The 17,509-nt window shown below is 36.1% G+C and carries 14 protein-coding genes; 2 read left to right on the forward strand and 12 right to left on the reverse strand.

The genetic code is table 11. From position 1 onward, the window contains the following. Positions 1 to 120 precede the first annotated feature (120 nt). Both KI430_RS04695 and KI430_RS04700 read right to left on the reverse strand, forming a co-directional pair. Entirely contained in the window at positions 121 to 2,412 is a 2,292-nt protein-coding gene (locus KI430_RS04695) for a glycoside hydrolase family 3 protein (protein ID WP_248877113.1), read from the reverse strand. A gap of 10 nt (positions 2,413 to 2,422) precedes the next feature. Beyond that, positions 2,423 to 4,675 (reverse strand): TonB-dependent receptor, encoded by a 2,253-nt coding sequence (locus KI430_RS04700; protein ID WP_248877114.1) that lies wholly within the window; start codon positions 4,673 to 4,675, stop codon positions 2,423 to 2,425. Positions 4,676 to 5,083: 408 nt separating this feature from the next. On the opposite strand from KI430_RS04700, the gene KI430_RS04705 reads away from it, so the two are divergent. Next, positions 5,084 to 5,836 (forward strand): NUDIX hydrolase, encoded by a 753-nt coding sequence (locus tag KI430_RS04705; RefSeq protein WP_248877115.1) that lies wholly within the window; start codon positions 5,084 to 5,086, stop codon positions 5,834 to 5,836. A gap of 79 nt (positions 5,837 to 5,915) precedes the next feature. On the opposite strand, the gene KI430_RS04710 is transcribed toward KI430_RS04705, so the two are convergent. Both KI430_RS04710 and atpD read right to left on the reverse strand, forming a co-directional pair. Further along, the gene (locus tag KI430_RS04710) at positions 5,916 to 6,197 is read right to left on the reverse strand and encodes a FoF1 ATP synthase subunit delta/epsilon (RefSeq protein ID WP_248877116.1); all 282 of its coding nucleotides are present in this window, start codon (positions 6,195 to 6,197) and stop codon (positions 5,916 to 5,918) included. A gap of 78 nt (positions 6,198 to 6,275) precedes the next feature. Beyond that, entirely contained in the window at positions 6,276 to 7,784 is a 1,509-nt protein-coding gene (gene atpD / locus KI430_RS04715; protein ID WP_248877117.1) for a F0F1 ATP synthase subunit beta, read from the reverse strand. A 160-nt stretch (positions 7,785 to 7,944) separates the two neighbouring features. Here atpD and KI430_RS04720 point away from each other — a divergent pair, with 160 nt between their 5' ends. Next, on the forward strand, positions 7,945 to 8,871 hold the full coding sequence (locus tag KI430_RS04720) for a bifunctional riboflavin kinase/FAD synthetase (protein ID WP_248877118.1): 927 nt from the start codon (positions 7,945 to 7,947) through the stop codon (positions 8,869 to 8,871). A gap of 54 nt (positions 8,872 to 8,925) precedes the next feature. On the opposite strand, the gene KI430_RS04725 is transcribed toward KI430_RS04720, so the two are convergent. The 8 genes from KI430_RS04725 to KI430_RS04760 form a co-directional block, all read right to left on the reverse strand. Next, entirely contained in the window at positions 8,926 to 11,184 is a 2,259-nt protein-coding gene (locus KI430_RS04725; RefSeq protein WP_248877119.1) for a glycoside hydrolase family 3 C-terminal domain-containing protein, read from the reverse strand. Between the two features lie 174 nt (positions 11,185 to 11,358). Beyond that, positions 11,359 to 11,712, reverse strand: coding sequence for an MmcQ/YjbR family DNA-binding protein (locus KI430_RS04730; protein WP_248877120.1), 354 nt, complete (start codon positions 11,710 to 11,712; stop codon positions 11,359 to 11,361). 11 nt (positions 11,713 to 11,723) lie between these two features. Continuing rightward, positions 11,724 to 12,386: an outer membrane lipoprotein-sorting protein gene (locus KI430_RS04735; RefSeq protein ID WP_248877121.1), complete on the reverse strand. Its 663-nt coding sequence runs from the start codon at positions 12,384 to 12,386 to the stop codon at positions 11,724 to 11,726. An 86-nt stretch (positions 12,387 to 12,472) separates the two neighbouring features. Beyond that, positions 12,473 to 13,195, reverse strand: coding sequence for a 3-deoxy-manno-octulosonate cytidylyltransferase (gene kdsB / locus KI430_RS04740; RefSeq protein WP_248877122.1), 723 nt, complete (start codon positions 13,193 to 13,195; stop codon positions 12,473 to 12,475). A 30-nt stretch (positions 13,196 to 13,225) separates the two neighbouring features. Next, positions 13,226 to 13,582 (reverse strand): four helix bundle protein, encoded by a 357-nt coding sequence (locus KI430_RS04745; RefSeq protein WP_248877123.1) that lies wholly within the window; start codon positions 13,580 to 13,582, stop codon positions 13,226 to 13,228. Between the two features lie 37 nt (positions 13,583 to 13,619). Further along, positions 13,620 to 14,873 (reverse strand): pyridoxal phosphate-dependent aminotransferase, encoded by a 1,254-nt coding sequence (locus KI430_RS04750; protein ID WP_248877124.1) that lies wholly within the window; start codon positions 14,871 to 14,873, stop codon positions 13,620 to 13,622. 191 nt (positions 14,874 to 15,064) lie between these two features. Beyond that, a complete protein-coding gene (locus KI430_RS04755) occupies positions 15,065 to 16,786 on the reverse strand; it encodes a phospho-sugar mutase (RefSeq protein ID WP_248877125.1) in 1,722 nt (573 codons plus the stop codon). A 20-nt stretch (positions 16,787 to 16,806) separates the two neighbouring features. After that, positions 16,807 to 17,508, reverse strand: coding sequence for a GIN domain-containing protein (locus tag KI430_RS04760; protein ID WP_248877126.1), 702 nt, complete (start codon positions 17,506 to 17,508; stop codon positions 16,807 to 16,809). Position 17,509 lies beyond the last annotated feature (1 nt).

Here is a 17,509-nt window from a genome sequence, read left to right on the forward strand (position 1 = left end):
TTTTTTTAAATATTAATTACAGCTTTAATCTTTTGTGACTTTTGTGGTTTAAAAATCAGACAGTTTTTAATTCAAAAAATAAAATTCTGAGCCTGTAAAATACAGACCCAGAATTATCAATTATTTTTTATATTTCTCTGTTCTCGCATCTTTAATAACACCAGACCAGTTCATTCCGTATCCGAAATCATAGTTATGACCTTCGGAATCTTTATGTGTTTCCATATCGTAAGGTACGTCTTCTTTTTGCTTTTCAACGGTTGCCATATTCGCAGGCATCTGAAGCGGAAGCAACCCTGAAGGCTCATATTTTCCTGTGATAATATCCACAACCGCCTGATTGGATACATTGAAGTTCATCAGAATTGCATCAGCGTGCTTTTCAAATTCGTTAAATACCATCGGTTTTGAAGCCGTTACAGAAACAATCACAGGTTTTCCGTTCATTGCTTTGTATGTATTTTCAATCGTCAACAAATCTGTAAAGTTGGTCACCGTTGAAGTTTTATTTTTGAAAGTTCTGTCGTGTACGTTAGGTGCAACAACAGGATCTCCCGCTGCGATACTTTTTTCACGAGCTTCTGTCGCTGTGTAAGTCTGGTATTGAAGAGAAATCGGAAGGTAACCGTTTCCGCCTTCTTTAGCATCGATGTCGCTGTAACCACCTTCTTCACTGTGCGGACTTTTCACAAAAACCAATGCGAAATCTGCTTTTGTAGGGTCTTCGGTTACGTTATAATATTTCTTGATTTTCTCAATATCAACAGGGAAATCCAAAGTAGGAGCCGTGTAAATCCCCCACCAGTTGAACGTTGCGGGAGAATATCTCTTCGGAATGTAAACCGTTTTTCTTTCTTTGATCGGAAGAATATTCGCTTTGTTTTTCAATAGTACGATAGATTTTACCTGAGCTTCATATCCGGCCTTCATAAATTCAGGATTACCAACGATTTTCTTAGTTTCTTCTACGTTGACGTAAGGGTTTTCAAACAATCCTGTTCTAAAGAAATTTCTCAACAAACGAACGGCTGACTGCTCAAATTTTGCACGATAAGCCTTTTCGCCGTGTTCTTTTACACCCATTTGATAAGCTTCCAAAACAGGTCCTTTATCATTATTTCCTCCAAATTGATCAACACCCGCTTCCAACACTTTGTAATGACGTTCCGCGATGGATAATTTTTCTGCGCCCCAAGGTTTTCCGGCAAATCCGCCCGGCGTTTTTGGTTCGTCAGCTGTAATCAACCAGTCGGTACAAACTACACCGTCATATTTGTATTTTCCACGAAGTAAATCTGTGATTAAATATTTGCTGTAACCGTTTCCAACGTTTTCGCCGTTTTTCGTATCCTGATCAAAGCTAATCGTGTAATAAGGCATCACCGCAGAAGCTTCCTTAGTTCCACCATTTAATTTGAAAGCACCGTCTGTAAAAGGCTTTACGTGATTTTGGAAATTATTCCCCGGATAAACCGCAAATTTCCCCATTGCCCAGTGACCGTCGCGACCGCCTTCTTCAGGTCCGCCTCCCGGCCAGTGTTTTACCATTGCATTCACACTTTTGTTTCCCCAACCGTTTTTGCTGCCAGAAGTGGTCTGGAAACCATCGATGTAACCTCTTCCTAAATCCGCCGTTAATTCCGGACTTTCAGAAAAGACGTAAGCGATTCTGTACCAACGAGGTTCTGTTCCTAAATCGATTTGTGGAGATAATGCTGTTGAGATTCCCAACGCTCTGTATTCCTGAGCAGCGATGTTTCCGAATTTTTTAACCAATTCTGGGTCGAAAGTGGCACCCATCGCCAATCCATCTGGCCAAAGAGAAATCTGGCCGCCGGCTCCTTCATTAAATTCGGCTGTTACTGTTGCAGAATGTCTCGGGTCTGTACTGTTGTTCGCAGGAATTCCCAATCCTAAACCTTCGATATAGGCCTGAATATTGTTGCTCCATTGTGCGGCAATTACAGGAGATTCTACCGTGGTTACCAAAACGTGACGAAGGTTGTCTTCCTTTAAAAATTTCTTTTGCTGATCTGTTAAATCAGAGGCTTTTGCACCGCTCTCCTTATAAAATTTGCCGTTATATTTTCCTGCTCTTATGCCATCTGGTGGCGCCGGAACCGATTGGTGACCGCTGTATAACATCAAACCTGCAATCTGTTCGATAGACATTTTTGAAGCTAAATCTTTCGCTCTTTCATCAACAGGAAGTCTCCAGTCTTCGTATTTATCGAGTTTTCCGTTTTTATTTAAATCTTTGAATTTATTTCCTCCGACTGTCAGAATTTTAACACCAGAATCTGTGGAATATCCCAAAACAGGACCTTTAGAATTCGTAACTGTTTGAATATTTTGTGCAAATGCTGTTACTCCTAAAAATAATGCAGCAACATTTAAAACCGTTCTTTTCATTGTTTACATTTTAGAAATTAAAGCTTACTGAGAATTGACCTGTCAATGGCATAATGTACGTACCCGTCAGCAATCTTCCGTAATATTGACTTGCGTCTGTAATCAATTCGGCACCGTTGATGGTTCCACTTGCTCCTCTTTGGTTCAGGAAGTTGATTACTGTTGCACCCAAATTGATATTTTTATTAACCGTATAATTCACACCACCAAAAGTTTCCCATCTCGGAGCGAAATACAATGCATTCGTAATACTTGCATATTGCTTAGAGAAATATCTGAAACTTGCCCAGAATCTGAATTTCCCTGTTGTATAACTCGGGTCGATTTCCATTAATGTTTTCGCAACTCCAACTACATTTTTGTCTCCATAATTGTAGTTTTGTCCAAAAGCATCAAATGCAAAATCTTTGTAAATCGGATTTTGGAATGTTATCAAATAGTGTAAATTGAATCCTTTGAAAGGCTTCAAAACAAAATCTGTCGTCCAGCCTAATGTCTGAATGCTGTAATCTACCTGAGCAACGCTTACCTGTGTGGTATTGTTAGGATTTACAAGGTTGTATCTTCCTAAATATCCGTTTTTCGTCAACCAGGTTGCCTGAGAAATCAACTGAATGAAATTGGTATTCCAGAAAACTCCGAACGCTCCCAATGGACTTTTGATTTTTCCTGTATCTGGTGTGAATGGCTGAGAATAACTCTCCAATCTTCTGTTTTCTTCGGTATATAAGAAGTTGGCTAAAAGCCCGAAGTTTTTATTGATGTTGTAAGTGGCATTCAAACTTCCTGCGATGTGAAACCAGTTTTCTTTGATATTCTGGAAATCATTAGCTCCGAAAACGAAATTCTGAGACCTTGGTGTTGTAGAATACTGTCCGTCGATGATTTGATTTCTTAAATGCAGCCCGTAGCTTATATTGAAGTTATCAGAAACTTTCCATTCGTCGTTGGCATAAACCGAAAGTTTGTTTTCTGTTCCGCTGTGGAATTCTCCGCCAACGTTGTAATTGTAGAATCCGTAGCTGTCCGTATTTGGACCAATCAATCTCTGAGGCTGAGCTCCAACAGTCTGGAAAAAGAACGAACGGTTTGAGGTGAATTTATCAATGTTATAATATTGTTCCAACAAACCGACAGTCACATTATGATTTCCGATTTGTTTGTTTAATGAAAAACGACCTGCGATATTGGTAATCGGAGTTTCAGGCGTGTGCATCGCCAACTGAGTCCCAACCGGACCTGAGTAAGCCTGACCGTTTTGCAAAGTATAACCCGCCGAAGCATCCGCATTGAAAATACTCAAAGGAATAATGGTTGACATTCTTGCAGTTGCAAAATGCGCTCTTGTGGAGAACTTGAAATTCCAGCCGTTATTCAACAAATAATTCCCGAAAATATCGATGTTGTGAGAAGAAGTTCTGTTGTCTTTTCCGCTCATTCCAGCCCAATAATCCTGCCCTGAAAGGATATCTTTCATTCTGATTTGTCCGTCGTTCACAACATAAGAATCTCTACCGATTCTGAAATTGTCAAGTTCCGTCACTTTTCCTTCCGCTCCATATTGGAAAACCGCGTAGTTTCCTACGTTGAAAGAATCTGCATATTTATATAAGATCGAGATTTTACCTTTATCATCATTGAAATATTTGGTAACTCCCGCTCTGAAAATCTTGGTTTCATCCACATTTCTGTTGAATCCTAGCTTAAAAGTACTTGGGTCATAATTGGCAAAAGCACCAACCGTATATGTCCAACCGTTTTTTGAAATTGGTCCGGAAACATTGACATCGCCTTGTAACCATCCAAAAGTACTCGTCGTGAATTTTCCTTTCAGTTTAAAATCTTTAGTCCCCGTTTGAGAATAAGAATTGACAGCGAAACCAAGGTCACCCATTGTGTTGGCTAATTGGTCCATTTTTAAAAGTCCGGTTCTTTCAAGACCTACACTTTGTCTCCACGTTTTGTTGGGAAGTTCGGGCCAGAAAAAGTAAACAGTAGGCAAATCGTTTTCAAGGATTGTAATGCCTCCCACCGTTGCCGGCAAACCGATATTCACGTCTCTCGGACTTGTATTATTGGCTGCGTTCAGCATTACGTTTCTGTTGTTGTCTTCTTTGGAAGTCACAGTTTTTACGCCTTCCTGGGTTTTTGAAGCTTCTTTTAAAGCATTTTTAACAGTTAAGCTGTCTGTTTCCTGTCCAAAAGCGCTGACAAAGGAAAGCATTAGGCCTAATGCTGAAATTTTTAGGGTTGATTTTCTCATTTCAGTTATATATATTTTTATTTTCTTTTGAACTGGTCATTGATTATTTTAAACTTTGTTATTTTCAGAAAGGCAATTTTGTTTCAATTGCTGCAAATATTGTAGTTGTCAATCTGAAAATTGAAAAGAAAATTTCAGTCAATTTTCATTGTTTCATTAAGAAGCATTACAAGTATAAGTCAAAAAAATATTGTGACAAAATAAATGTTAATAAAAATTAATATTTAAATAATTAACTCGTTTACAATCAATTAGGAATAAATTGTAAACTATTTTTCATTGATTCTTATTGAATCAATGAAAAATATGTAATAAAAAATCTCCAAAAACACTTTTGATTTTTTAAATTTTATCTTTCGTCAATTTTTTTATTAATATTTTTGTAACATTGACCTCAGAAACAGAAAAATGGATTCTAAAGAACTAATACTAAAACGATCAGAAGAAAATAAACAATTATATATCCCAAATCTCTCGGCGGATCCTGTTATTTTTGGTTTTGATCAAAATGAGTTGAAAGTTTTACTCGTGAAGATGAATTATAGAAAAATGTGGATTTTGCCTGGCGGATACATTCAAAAAGATGAAGATCTGGATGATGCAGTTGTAAGAATCTTAAAAGAAAGAGCTGGTGTTAATGCAGTTTCTTATCTAGAAGAGTTTGCTGTATTTGGAAAAAAGAACAGAAGTGAAGGCTATTTCGAAGATTTTGATGAAACTTTATTCCACAAACAGAGATTCATTACAATAGGTTATTACGCCTTGTATAATCCTTCTAAAATTGATTTGGCTGCTGACGAGTTCAGTGAGAGTTGTGAATGGATTTATCTAAGTCAATTGGCAGAGATAGAAATGGCGATGGATCATAAAGAAATCGTAGAAAAAGCTCTTTTAGCCTTACGAGAAAAAATATCAATCAAACCAATAGGATTTAATCTATTACCTGAAAAATTCACGCTTTCTGAGCTTCAGAAACTTTACGAAGCTATTCTTGGAAAGGAATTAAACAGAGGAAATTTCTACCGAAAAATCAAAAATCTTGGAATCCTAAGAAAACTAGACGAACAAAGACGAGGCGGTGCTCATAAAGCGCCAGATCTTTATTCTTTTGACGAGGAGAATTACAACAAAGCTCTAGAAAACGGTTTGACAAGTTGGTAATTGCAATATTGCTTTTAAATAAAAAAAGAATCATTAAATAATTAATGATTCTTTTTTGTCTATGTGATTTCAGGATTTTTTACTCGCAAAGAATAATTCCTTTATCATTATTAAATTCTAAAACTCCGCTTTTAATTTCGTAAGAAAATGCTGATTTAGCTTCAGTTTCTTTAGTCAAAAATTTCTGATAAGCAGAATCTACTTTCTCTGTGTAAATTTTCACTTTACCGTGTACTAAAGCTGATACAATCGCAGCGTGATTTTTAAATATTTGGAACTCCCCGCTTTTTCCGGGAAGAAGAACTGAATCTACTTCGCCATCAAAAACAACGTATTCCGGAGTTAAAATTTTTATATTCATTTTCGTTAGATTAAAGAGTAAAGAGAAAAAGAAAAAAGAGAACTATCTTGACTCTTTTTTCTTTATTCTATTTTCTAATTAAGCGTTCTCAGCTAACATTTTTTGTCCAGCTGCGATAGCTTCTTCGATGGTTCCTTTCAAGTTGAAAGCAGCTTCCGGATACTGATCCAATTCTCCATCAATAATCATATTAAACCCTTTGATGGTGTCTTTGATATCAACCAAAGATCCTTTAAGACCTGTAAACTGTTCAGCAACGTGGAAAGGTTGAGACAAGAATCTCTGTACTTTTCTCGCTCTGTAAACTACCAATTTATCTTCTTCAGACAATTCTTCCATACCAAGAATTGCAATAATATCCTGCAATGCTTTGTATCTCTGAAGAATTTCTTTTACTCTTTGAGCACAGTTATAATGTTCTTCACCAATGATTTCCGGAGCCAAGATTCTTGACGTAGAAGCCAATGGATCTACAGCCGGGTAAATACCTAATGAAGCAATTTTTCTATCTAGTACCGTAGTTGCATCCAAGTGAGCAAACGTTGTTGCCGGAGCCGGGTCAGTTAAGTCATCCGCAGGTACGTAAACCGCCTGTACAGAAGTAATAGATCCATTTTTAGTTGAAGTAATCCTTTCCTGCATCGCACCCATTTCAGATGCCAAAGTTGGTTGGTAACCTACCGCTGATGGCATACGACCTAAAAGTGCAGATACCTCAGAACCAGCTTGTGTAAAACGGAAGATATTATCTACGAAGAATAATACATCTCTACCTTGACCAGTTTCTCCACCATCTCTATAGTATTCAGCTAAAGTCAAACCAGATAATGCTACTCTTGCTCTTGCTCCTGGTGGCTCATTCATCTGACCGAAAACGAAAGCAGCTTTAGACTCTTTCATAGCTTCTAAGTCTACTTTAGAAAGATCCCAGCCTCCATTTTCCATAGAGTGCATAAACTCGTCACCATATTTGATAATTCCAGATTCTAACATCTCTCTCAAAAGGTCATTTCCTTCTCTTGTTCTTTCTCCTACTCCTGCAAATACAGAAAGACCACCGTGTCCTTTGGCAATGTTGTTGATCAATTCCTGGATCAATACTGTTTTTCCTACACCTGCTCCACCGAACAATCCAATTTTACCTCCTTTTGCATAAGGCTCTACAAGATCAATTACTTTGATCCCTGTAAAAAGAACTTCAGCAGAAGTTGATAACTGGTCAAATTTTGGTGCTTCTCTGTGGATTGGCAAACCTCCTTCTTTTGACAAAGCCTGGATTCCGTCAATAGCATCTCCAACTACGTTGAAAAGACGACCGTTAACTTCATCACCAACTGGCATTGTAATTTGTTTACCTGTACCAGTTACTTCCTGACCTCTTTGAAGACCATCTGTAGCATCCATTGCGATACATCTTACCATATCCTCACCAATGTGCTGCTCTACCTCTAATACAACTTTTTCTCCGTTGCTTTTAGTGATCTCTAAAGCGTCATATATTTTTGGTAATTCTTCAACTTCATTAAAAACCACGTCGATAACTGGTCCAATAATTTGTGAAATTTTTCCTTTAATTTGGTTTGCCATTACTAAATTTTTACTTGTGCGCAAAGATAATAAAAGTTTATAAATGAGCATTGTCAGAAAAAAAGATTTTTATCATATTTGTATGACAATTTTTAACACCCTATTTAGGTGTATTTTTACACAGGCAGATTTGATTACTTTTTGCCATAAAATTCAGAATTTGAAAATCATCAGAGATCTTACAGGTTACCATTCTACAATACCTTTAGCATTATCATTAGGTATGTTCGATGGTGTTCATTTGGGACATTTATCGATTATTAATAAATTGAATGAAATCGCAGAAAAAGAACAACTTGAATCTGCGATTCTAAGTTTTTGGCCACATCCGAGAAAGTTTTTGAATCCAAATGATGATGTGAAAATGCTAAATACGCTTGAGGAGAAATTGGAATTACTTGAAAAAAGCGGAATCAAAAATATTTTTCTAAAAACTTTTGATGAAGAATTCAGAAATCTGACGGGAACTGAGTTTTGTGAACAGGTTTTGGTTGATAAGCTCAACGTTAAACATATTATAATAGGATACGATCATACATTCGGTAAAAACAAAAGCGGAAATTTTGAATTGTTGAAATCTTTGTCTGATGGATTAGGCTTTAAAGTCAATCAATTGGAAGCTGTTCAAACGAATGATCTTAACATTAGTTCTACAAAAATCAGAATAGCTTTGTCGGAGGGCAGAATTACTGACGCTAATACAATGTTGGGTTACAATTATCCTTTGACAGGGAAAGTCATTCACGGGAAAAAATTGGGTAGAACAATTGGTTATCCAACTGCAAACATCGAAGTTCCAATCAACAAATTATTACCTAAAAGCGGCGCCTATATTGTTGAAGTTTATATTGACAATCAATTCTATAAAGGAATGCTAAGCATCGGAACTAATCCAACCATTGACGACAAAAATCAATCATTACATACCGAAGTCTATATTCTGGATTTTGACCAAGATATTTATGGTAAAGACATCACTGTCAAATTCCGGGATTTTCTACACGACGAAATCAAATTTGAAGGTTTGGAAAAACTAATTGAGAAATTGGATGAAGACAAAAGACTGACAGAGGAATTTCAGTTTTAATAAATAAAAAAGGATAGCAATTGCTATCCTTTAATTATATATTTTCAATTAAACTTATTTCAAAGTAAACTTGATTTTGGTTCTGATATCAGAAGACGAACTTCCAATCAAAGCTTCGAAATCGCCTGGCTCAGCAACCCAATCGTGTTTTGCAGGATCAAAGAAGCTCAATGCAGATTTGTCAATTGTGATAGAAACATCTTTAGATTCTCCAGCTTTCAAATAGACTTTATCAAATCCTTTCAGTTCTTTCAAAGGTCTTGGCAAAGATGATTTCAAATCACTGATGTATAATTGCACCACTTCTGCTCCATCAACTTTACCATTATTTTTAACATTTACCGTGAAAGTGATTTTATCATTAGCTGTTAATTCAGATTTGTCTGCTTTTACTTTTCCATACTCGAAAGTGGTGTAACTCAAACCGTGTCCAAAACTGAATAATGGTTTGATATTCTTCGTATCGTGCCAACGGTAACCCACAAAAATCCCTTCATTATAAGTAATATTGATAGGATCTTTCAAATCTTTTCCTTTTCCAGCAGCTAATTCAGCCTTGTTTCCAGGGTACTCTCCTAAAGCGTGTGCTGAATTATCTTCCAATTTCACAGGAAAACTGAAAGGTAATTTCCCAGATGGGTTGACATCACCAGCCAAAACTGCCGCAATCGCGTGACCAGATTCAGAACCCAAATACCAAGACTGCAAAACTGAAGGCACTTCTTTGATCCAAGGCATTGCAACGGCATTACCGGAAACCAGAACCACAGCCAAATTTTTGTTGGCTTTAGACAATTCGGAAATCAATTTATCTTGGTCATAAGGCAAACCATAGCTTTCTCGATCCATTCCTTCTGCATCCTGATGATCACTTTTATTCAAACCTCCGACAAACACTACAAAATCGGACTCTTTAGCCAATTTCACAGCTTCGGAAATCAATTCTGCGGAAGAACGCGTTTCTTTTAGATTTTGACCAGATTTTACACCATTATAATCTCCACCAACATCGCCAACATAACCTCTTGCATAAACTACTTCAGCCTGCTTCCCAAAACGTTCTTTGATTCCGTCAAGTGGTAAAGTTTCATATTTTACTTTCAAAGAAGAACTTCCACCGCCAACAGTCATCATTTTGATAGCGTTCTCTCCTATTACAGCAATTTTTTTAGTCTTAGATAAGTTGATTGGTAATGTTGCTTTTTGATTCTGAAGAAGAACAATTCCTTCTGATGCAATTTGTTTTGCTGCAGCAATGTGATCTTCTGAAGCGATAGAACCGAAAGGCTTATTTTTATTCATCGAGGTTTTGTAAGCCAAACCAAGAACTCTTCTTACTTTATCATCCAATTCTTTAGTTCCGACTTTTCCGGATTTAATCAAATCCAAATAAGGCTTTGCTAAATAATAATTCTCGTAAGCATTGCTCGTGCCTTTGGATAAACCATTTGTCCAGGTTCCAAATTCTAAATCCAAACCATTATGAATCGCTTGATCTGTGTCTAAAACGGCACCCCAATCGGAAACTACAACACCTTTGTAACCCCACTCGCCTTTCAGAATATCATTCAACAAATATTGATTATGACTAGCGTGTTGTCCTTTATATAAATCGTAAGCTCCCATAATCGTCCAAGAATCACCTTCCTGAACTGCTGCTTTGAATGGCGGTAAATAAATCTCATACAACGCTCTGTCATCCACAATCACGTTGCTCGAGTGTCTAAAAGTTTCCTGGTTGTTCAATGCGAAATGTTTCACACTTGTAGCGACACCATTAGCCTGAACACCTTTGATGTAAGGCACAACCATCTGAGAAGTCAAAAATGGATCTTCTCCCATATATTCGAAATTACGACCATTAAGAGGTGTTCTGTAAATGTTAACGCCAGGTCCTAGAATTACATCCTTGCCTCTGTATCTAGCTTCTTCCCCGAGAGATTTCCCGTAGATAGAAGACATATTTCTGTTCCAAGTTGCAGATAATGCTGTCAACGCTGGATAAGCGATAATGGAATCATTGGTCCAACCAGCTTGATCCCACTCGTCCCAAAGCACTTCGGAACGTACGCCGTGAGGACCGTCGGCTGTCCAAAGTTCTGGAATTCCTAATCTTGGAACGCCGTGAGAACTGAATTTGGATTGAGCGTGAATGATATTGATTTTTTCCTCCAAAGTCATCCTTGACAAAGCATCTTCGATACGTTGTTCTACAGGTTTGGAATCGTCTAAATAAACAGGTGTTTTTTTCTGAGCAAAACTAAACTGTGTCATACAGCCTAATACAGAAAGTAATATTAATTTTTTAATCATAAATTTTACTCTTTTCAAATAGAAATTTTCGAATGCCTAATATACAAATTATTTCATTATCTCAAAATGAGAAAATAAAAATTGATTATGATTTATAAGCATTAATAAGGTTTGGAAGTATTAATTAGAATATGTATATGAATTGAATCTTAATGAAGCTAAATATTCGAAAATTTAGCTATTGAGAATTTCCGCTTGTAACTTCTTCGTCAAAGATTTAAATACCAGATCATAAGAATGGTCAATCATTTTCAGAATCAATTCTTTTTTGAGACCTTCACAGAGGACTGAATTCCAATGGGTTTTATTCATATGATAAGCACCAGAAATCTGAGGATAATTTTCCCGAAGTTCCTCACTCCATTCTGAGTCGGCTTTTGCAGAAAATGTAGTGGGCTGTTTTTCTAAGGAAATCAAAAGAAACATTTTTCCGCCGACCTTGAAAACCAAGGTTTCATTATCAAAAGGAAAACCTTCTGTAACTGCTTTTTTGGATAGACAATATTCGCGGATTTCCTCGATTTCCATTGATGAGAAATTTAGAATTTAAAAGTATTCTTCGGCAGCTCTTTATTGATTTCGATTTTATTAATCATCATCACATAATCGCTGTCTTTTTTAGGCGAAGACGATTCGATTCGATAAGGCATTAATAAGTTTCCTACTTTTCTGTAATCGGAATAAGTCAGAGTTTCGTCTTTCTTGATTTCCCGGAATAGCATATAGTTTTTGACATCAAAAAAGTAAATGGTTTTGTTCACATTTTTCGTCAATTCTACTTTAAAATAAACTTGTTCTCCGATTTTTTCTTTACCTAACAATTCTGCTTCAAAACCTTTGTTTTCCCAGTCTATAAAGTCATTGTCAAAACTCTCAGGAATGTAATCGTTATACTTTTGTAGCTTGTTCTGAGCGTAGTTCATTGCGTAGCCATTCGTTCCATCATAGCCTTCAACAGGTGTTTCTTTTCCACCTACTACAATTGCCGTTTTTGTAAGATTAGGGCGTTGCTGATAGATTTTCATTAAGTAAGAATCATTAATTCCCAAAGTTACTCGCCCTTGTATCTGAACCGTATTCAGAAGTTTCCAGTTGGTAAGACCTCCAGAATTTTCTATGTTTTTATCAATGATATCTTTTGCCGATTGAGCAGAAATAATGATAGAAAACATAATGGAAAATATGAGAATTAATTTTTTCATTCAAAATTTTTAAGGTTGCTAAGATAAAATTTTCAATTGGCTTCTTGTCTTAAAGAACGTTAATTTTGACATTAATAACGACTAAATTAAATCAGTTTTTTGGCTTTCTCCAAATCTTCCGGCGTATCAATCCCAATCCCGACAAAATCGGTTTCTACCATTTTAATTTTCATTCCATTTTCTAAGTAACGCAATTGCTCTAATTTTTCCGAAATTTCCATAGGAGTCATTTCTAAAGAAGAGAATTTAAGTAAAGCTTCTTTTCGGAAAGCGTAAACGCCAATATGTTTGTAATATTTGACATTATAAGATAATTCTCGATGAAAAGGAATCACGGAGCGACTGAAATACAATGCAAATCCATTATTATCAGTAACGACTTTTACGTTATTTGGATTTTGGATTTCCTCAGCTTCTTTTAATTGAATTTTCAATGAAGCTAAAGAAATTTCCTTTTTATCATCTCTATAAAAAACATCAATCAACTGCTTCAAAGGTTCTTTCTTGAGGAAAGGTTCATCGCCCTGAACATTAATCACAATATCACAATCGATGTTTTGAACAGCTTCTGCAATTCTGTCACTCCCCGTTTCGTGTTCGCCCGTCATTACAGCTTTTCCGCCGTTTTTGGAAATTTCATTAAAAATAATTTCTGAATCTGTTGCTACAAAAACATCATCAAATAAACCTGTTTCGACAACATTCTGATAAGTAGTGGTAATAACGGTTCTGTCTCCTAAAATCTCCATCAATTTTGCTGGAAATCTTGTAGAGTTATAACGAGCAGGAATGACTGCAATAACTTTCATATAGTTTAATTATGAGTTATGAATTAATAGTTATGAATTGTTAGCTTTTGACGTTTTAATAATGCTTTTCAAGATTTTCAAAATTTCAGTTGCATCATTTTTTAAATCATCAAAATCTTCTTTCTGAATATAATTGGTTTCAAATAACAAGTCTATCCAATAAATAGTTTCATCACATTCTTTTTGTGCAATTGAAAGTTTATGAATAAAATCTCTTTTACTTTGGGCATTAATTCCTTCTCTGATATTAGCACCAACAGAAGTTCCTGAACGAAGTAATTGTTTTGATAAAATAAATTCTCTTTTCTCAACAGAAAACTTTTTATAAAAATTTACAATTTTGACAGCGAATTCAAAACTTTTTCTACCAACAATACTGTCACTCATAACTCATAACTCATAACTCATAATTAATAACTTATAACTATTTAAGATTTTCTAAAGCTGTTTGCAACTTCGGAAGACAGTCCTTAATATCATCCAAAGAACAGCCTCCAACAGAAGCTCTGAACCAAGGAACTGACTTATCATTTCCAAACGCTGAGAACGGCACCAAAGCCATTCCTGCATTATTAATCAGATAGAAAACCAAATCTGTAGAATCTTCCAAAATTTTTCCGTCCGGTGTAGTTTTTCCAAGATAATCCAACTTGATTGTCAAATAAAGTGCTCCCATTGGCGAAATACTTTCCACAGCAAGACCTTTCGATTTCAAATCTTGGATACCAGCGTGAAGTTCTTTCAAACTTGTATTCAGTTTTTGTTTGTAATCCTCTAAGAAAGTATCGACTGCAGAATCATCAGCTAAAAACTCAGCAACCGCTTCTTGTTCTGGTTTTGGTGCCCAAGCTCCAACGTGAGTTAAAAGGGCTTTCATCTTGTCAATCACCAAACTCGGCCCAAATCCCCAACCTACTCTAACGCCGGTCGCTGCGAAACATTTAGACGTTCCATCAACATAGATTGTGTAATCTTTCATTTCTGGGAAAAGGCTTACCGGGTTATAATGGTCTTCGCCAAAAGTCAGCATTGCGTAGATCTGATCATACATCAAGTAAAGCGGTTTCTCGTCTGCACCTCTTTTTTTATTTTCTTCTAAAACCAATTCGCAAATCTCAGACAATTGTTCTTTTGTGAACATTGTTCCAGTTGGATTGAGTGGAGAACAAAGGCAAAGCAAAACTGCGCCATCAACATAAGGACGAAGGTCATCCGCTGTTGGTAAGAAATTATTAGATTCCTGAGTTTGAACTTCAACCGCATTGGCTGTTGTTAAATACGCATAATGATTGTTGTTCCAAGAAGGAATCGGGTAAATCACTTTATCGCCTTCATCAACAATTGTTTTGAAAACGGCGTAAATCAAAGGTCTTGAACCAGCTGTAATCAAAATATCATTAGCGGAATAATCCAGATTCCAACGTTTTTTAAGGTCGTTGCTCACAGATTGTCTTAAGGATTGCAAACCGTTTGCAGGCGGATAATTGGTCAGATTATTTTTGTAGGCTTTCTCAATTCCCTGTTTCAATTCCGAAGGAATTGGATAGATATTAGAATTAAGGTCGCCAATTGTAAGATTTGAGATTTGTGCACCTTTGGCTTTCAAATCGTTGACTTCATTTCCGATTTTGATGATTTCCGAACCAATCAGGTTAGATGCGAGTTTTGATACTTTCACTTAATTATTTTTTGATGTTTTCCCAGAACTTAATCCAGGTTTTTACTTTTTATGATTTACAAAAGTCTTAAATGTAATTGAGTAAATCAAATTACAAAACAAAAAAGTTCTCAAAACTAAACTAAATCAGTAATTGAGAACTTTACTTTTAAAATATTATAGATGATATTTTATCAGATAAAAATTTCCAATTACAAGTTGAGATCCTGCTTTACCTTAGCAATCTTCTCTTCAAGCTTAGGAAGTTTTGCAACAAAATCTTCTTTGGAAGAGATGCTGTCTTTTACAGAAACGTAGAATTTGATTTTTGGCTCGGTTCCTGAAGGACGAACACAAACTTTGGTTCCGTCTTGTGTGTAGAAAATCAATACATTAGACTTTGGAATATCGTCCATTACTTTTTTCTCGTTCTTAGAAACGACGAAACAAGTCTGCTCTTTGAAATCCTTTACTTCTTCTACTGGAGAACCAGCAATTTCTTTTGGTGGATTACTTCTGAAATCGCTCATCATCTGGGTAATTTCTTCAGCACCTGTTCTACCCTTTCTTACAACATTAATCAAGCCTTCGAAATAGAAACCAACTTCTTTATAGATGTCAATCATATATTCGTAAACCGTTGTTCCATTGGCTTTACACCAAGCAGCGATTTCACAAGCTGTCAAAATAGAACCACAAGAATCCTTGTCACGAACGAAATCTCCGGTCATAAAACCGAAACTTTCTTCGCCTCCGCAAATGAACTTTTCCTGACCTTCAAAATCACGAATCATTTTCCCAATCCATTTGAATCCAGTCAATCCAACTTTGCAATCCACTCCGAATTTTTCTGCAACATCAAAGAAAACGTCAGAAGTCACAATTGTAGAACCAATGAACTCTTTTCCAGTAATTTTTCCAGCTTTTTTCCATTGGTCAAGGATATAATAAGTAAGAATTGTATTGGTTTGATTTCCATTAAGAAGCTGCATTTCTCCTTCAAGATTTCTTACTGCAATTCCTAATCTGTCACCGTCCGGATCTGTTCCGATAACGATATCAGCATTTGTAATTCTCGCCAGATCCATTGCCATAGAAAGCGCTGCAGGCTCTTCCGGGTTTGGTGAAGCTACGGTTGGGAAATTTCCGCTTGGAATCATCTGTTCCTTAACCAAGTCCAATTTCGTAAATCCGGCTTTCTTCAATGCTTTTGGAACGGTCGTATAAGTTGTTCCGTGGATGGATGTGAAAACGATGTTTAAGTTATCTCTTCCAACATTTTGATAAAGAGAATTTTCCATACAAGCACCGATGTAAACATCATCCTGGTCTTCGCCAACCCATTCGATTAGGTCATCATTTCCGTTGAATTTGATGTCCTCAAACTTAGTAGCATAAACTTCTCTGATGATATTTTCATCATCCGGCGGAACGATTTGCGCACCGTCACTCCAATATACTTTGTAACCGTTATATTCCGGTGGATTGTGAGAAGCCGTCAAAACGATTCCCGCATTACATTTTTTATCTCTAACAGTGAAAGACAATTCTGGAGTTGGGCGATGTTGCTTGAACAGCAGGACTTTGATTCCGTTCGCTGTTAAAACATCCGCAACAATTTTCCCAAATTCTTTGGAGTTATTACGAACGTCATAAGCAATCGCCACTTTGATTTCTTCATTTGGAAAAGATTGATGAAGATAGTTCGCAAGTCCCTGAGTAGCCTGACCTAATGTGTATTTATTTAAACGATTCGTCCCAACTCCCATTACACCACGCATTCCTCCTGTTCCGAATTCTAATTCTCTGTAAAAAGAATCTTCCAAATCTGGTGAATTGGAATCGATTAAAGTTTGTACTGCATTTCTAGTTTCTAAATCAAATGCTTCTGCAAGCCAAAGTTTTGCTTTATCTAATGTTGATAATTCTGACATTATTTATAGTTTTTTGTTTCTTAATTAATTTTCCTATTCTCCAAAGTCGCTTTATCAGTTACTTTCAGTTTTTTTGAAGGATTTCCGTAATAAATCAATTTTGATGTATTACCGATTTTCCCTTTGATCTCTTCATCTACATTCAGTTCTGCATAATTTCCGTTCTGAGACTCGATTTCCAAATCTTTGATATACCAATATGGCGAAATAATACTTGCAGTATCTTTGATATTAAGCTTGGCTAAAGTCGTTTTTCCCAACAGATTAGCCCGGCTTTTATTTGCCATTTCTATCTCAGACTTTTCTGAAATCACTGAACCGATAAATTTAGCATTATCTTTTAAATGAAGTGCGAAATTTTCAACTTTCATCTGACTGGAAATATTAAGCTCCACAGAATCAGAGATTTTAATCACATCAAAAGGATTTTTTCCATAAATCGTAATGTTATAAAAATCCACTTTATCTGTTTCGCTTTTCTCTGAGATTGACAGATTTTTGTCTTTAACTTCAATATTAAGATTATCAAAGAAATTAGGATAAGTTTCCACGTTCACGAAATTGTGCGGACTCTGAACATAAAAAACACGGAATTTACCTTTCAAATCCAGTCTGGAAAATTCAGCTAACTCCAAATCTTTGGACTGGATTTCGCCTTTTGGTTTTACTTTTCCACAGGAAACGATTGTTAAGATTAGAAGTAAGTATAATAGTTTTTTCATT

This window comes from Epilithonimonas zeae (assembly GCF_023278365.1).
Classification (GTDB): Bacteria; Bacteroidota; Bacteroidia; order Flavobacteriales; family Weeksellaceae; genus Epilithonimonas; species Epilithonimonas zeae_A.

Coding starts and splice junctions, on each gene's coding strand:
- KI430_RS04695 (WP_248877113.1), bottom strand. CDS start 2,412: ATGAAAAGAACGGTTTTAAATGTTGCTGCATTATTTTTAGGAGTAACA.
- KI430_RS04700 (WP_248877114.1), bottom strand. CDS start 4,675: ATGAGAAAATCAACCCTAAAAATTTCAGCATTAGGCCTAATGCTTTCC.
- KI430_RS04705 (WP_248877115.1), top strand. CDS start 5,084: ATGGATTCTAAAGAACTAATACTAAAACGATCAGAAGAAAATAAACAA.
- KI430_RS04710 (WP_248877116.1), bottom strand. CDS start 6,197: ATGAATATAAAAATTTTAACTCCGGAATACGTTGTTTTTGATGGCGAA.
- atpD (WP_248877117.1), bottom strand. CDS start 7,784: ATGGCAAACCAAATTAAAGGAAAAATTTCACAAATTATTGGACCAGTT.
- KI430_RS04725 (WP_248877119.1), bottom strand. CDS start 11,184: ATGATTAAAAAATTAATATTACTTTCTGTATTAGGCTGTATGACACAG.
- KI430_RS04730 (WP_248877120.1), bottom strand. CDS start 11,712: ATGGAAATCGAGGAAATCCGCGAATATTGTCTATCCAAAAAAGCAGTT.
- KI430_RS04735 (WP_248877121.1), bottom strand. CDS start 12,386: ATGAAAAAATTAATTCTCATATTTTCCATTATGTTTTCTATCATTATT.
- kdsB (WP_248877122.1), bottom strand. CDS start 13,195: ATGAAAGTTATTGCAGTCATTCCTGCTCGTTATAACTCTACAAGATTT.
- KI430_RS04745 (WP_248877123.1), bottom strand. CDS start 13,582: ATGAGTGACAGTATTGTTGGTAGAAAAAGTTTTGAATTCGCTGTCAAA.
- KI430_RS04755 (WP_248877125.1), bottom strand. CDS start 16,786: ATGTCAGAATTATCAACATTAGATAAAGCAAAACTTTGGCTTGCAGAA.
- KI430_RS04760 (WP_248877126.1), bottom strand. CDS start 17,508: ATGAAAAAACTATTATACTTACTTCTAATCTTAACAATCGTTTCCTGT.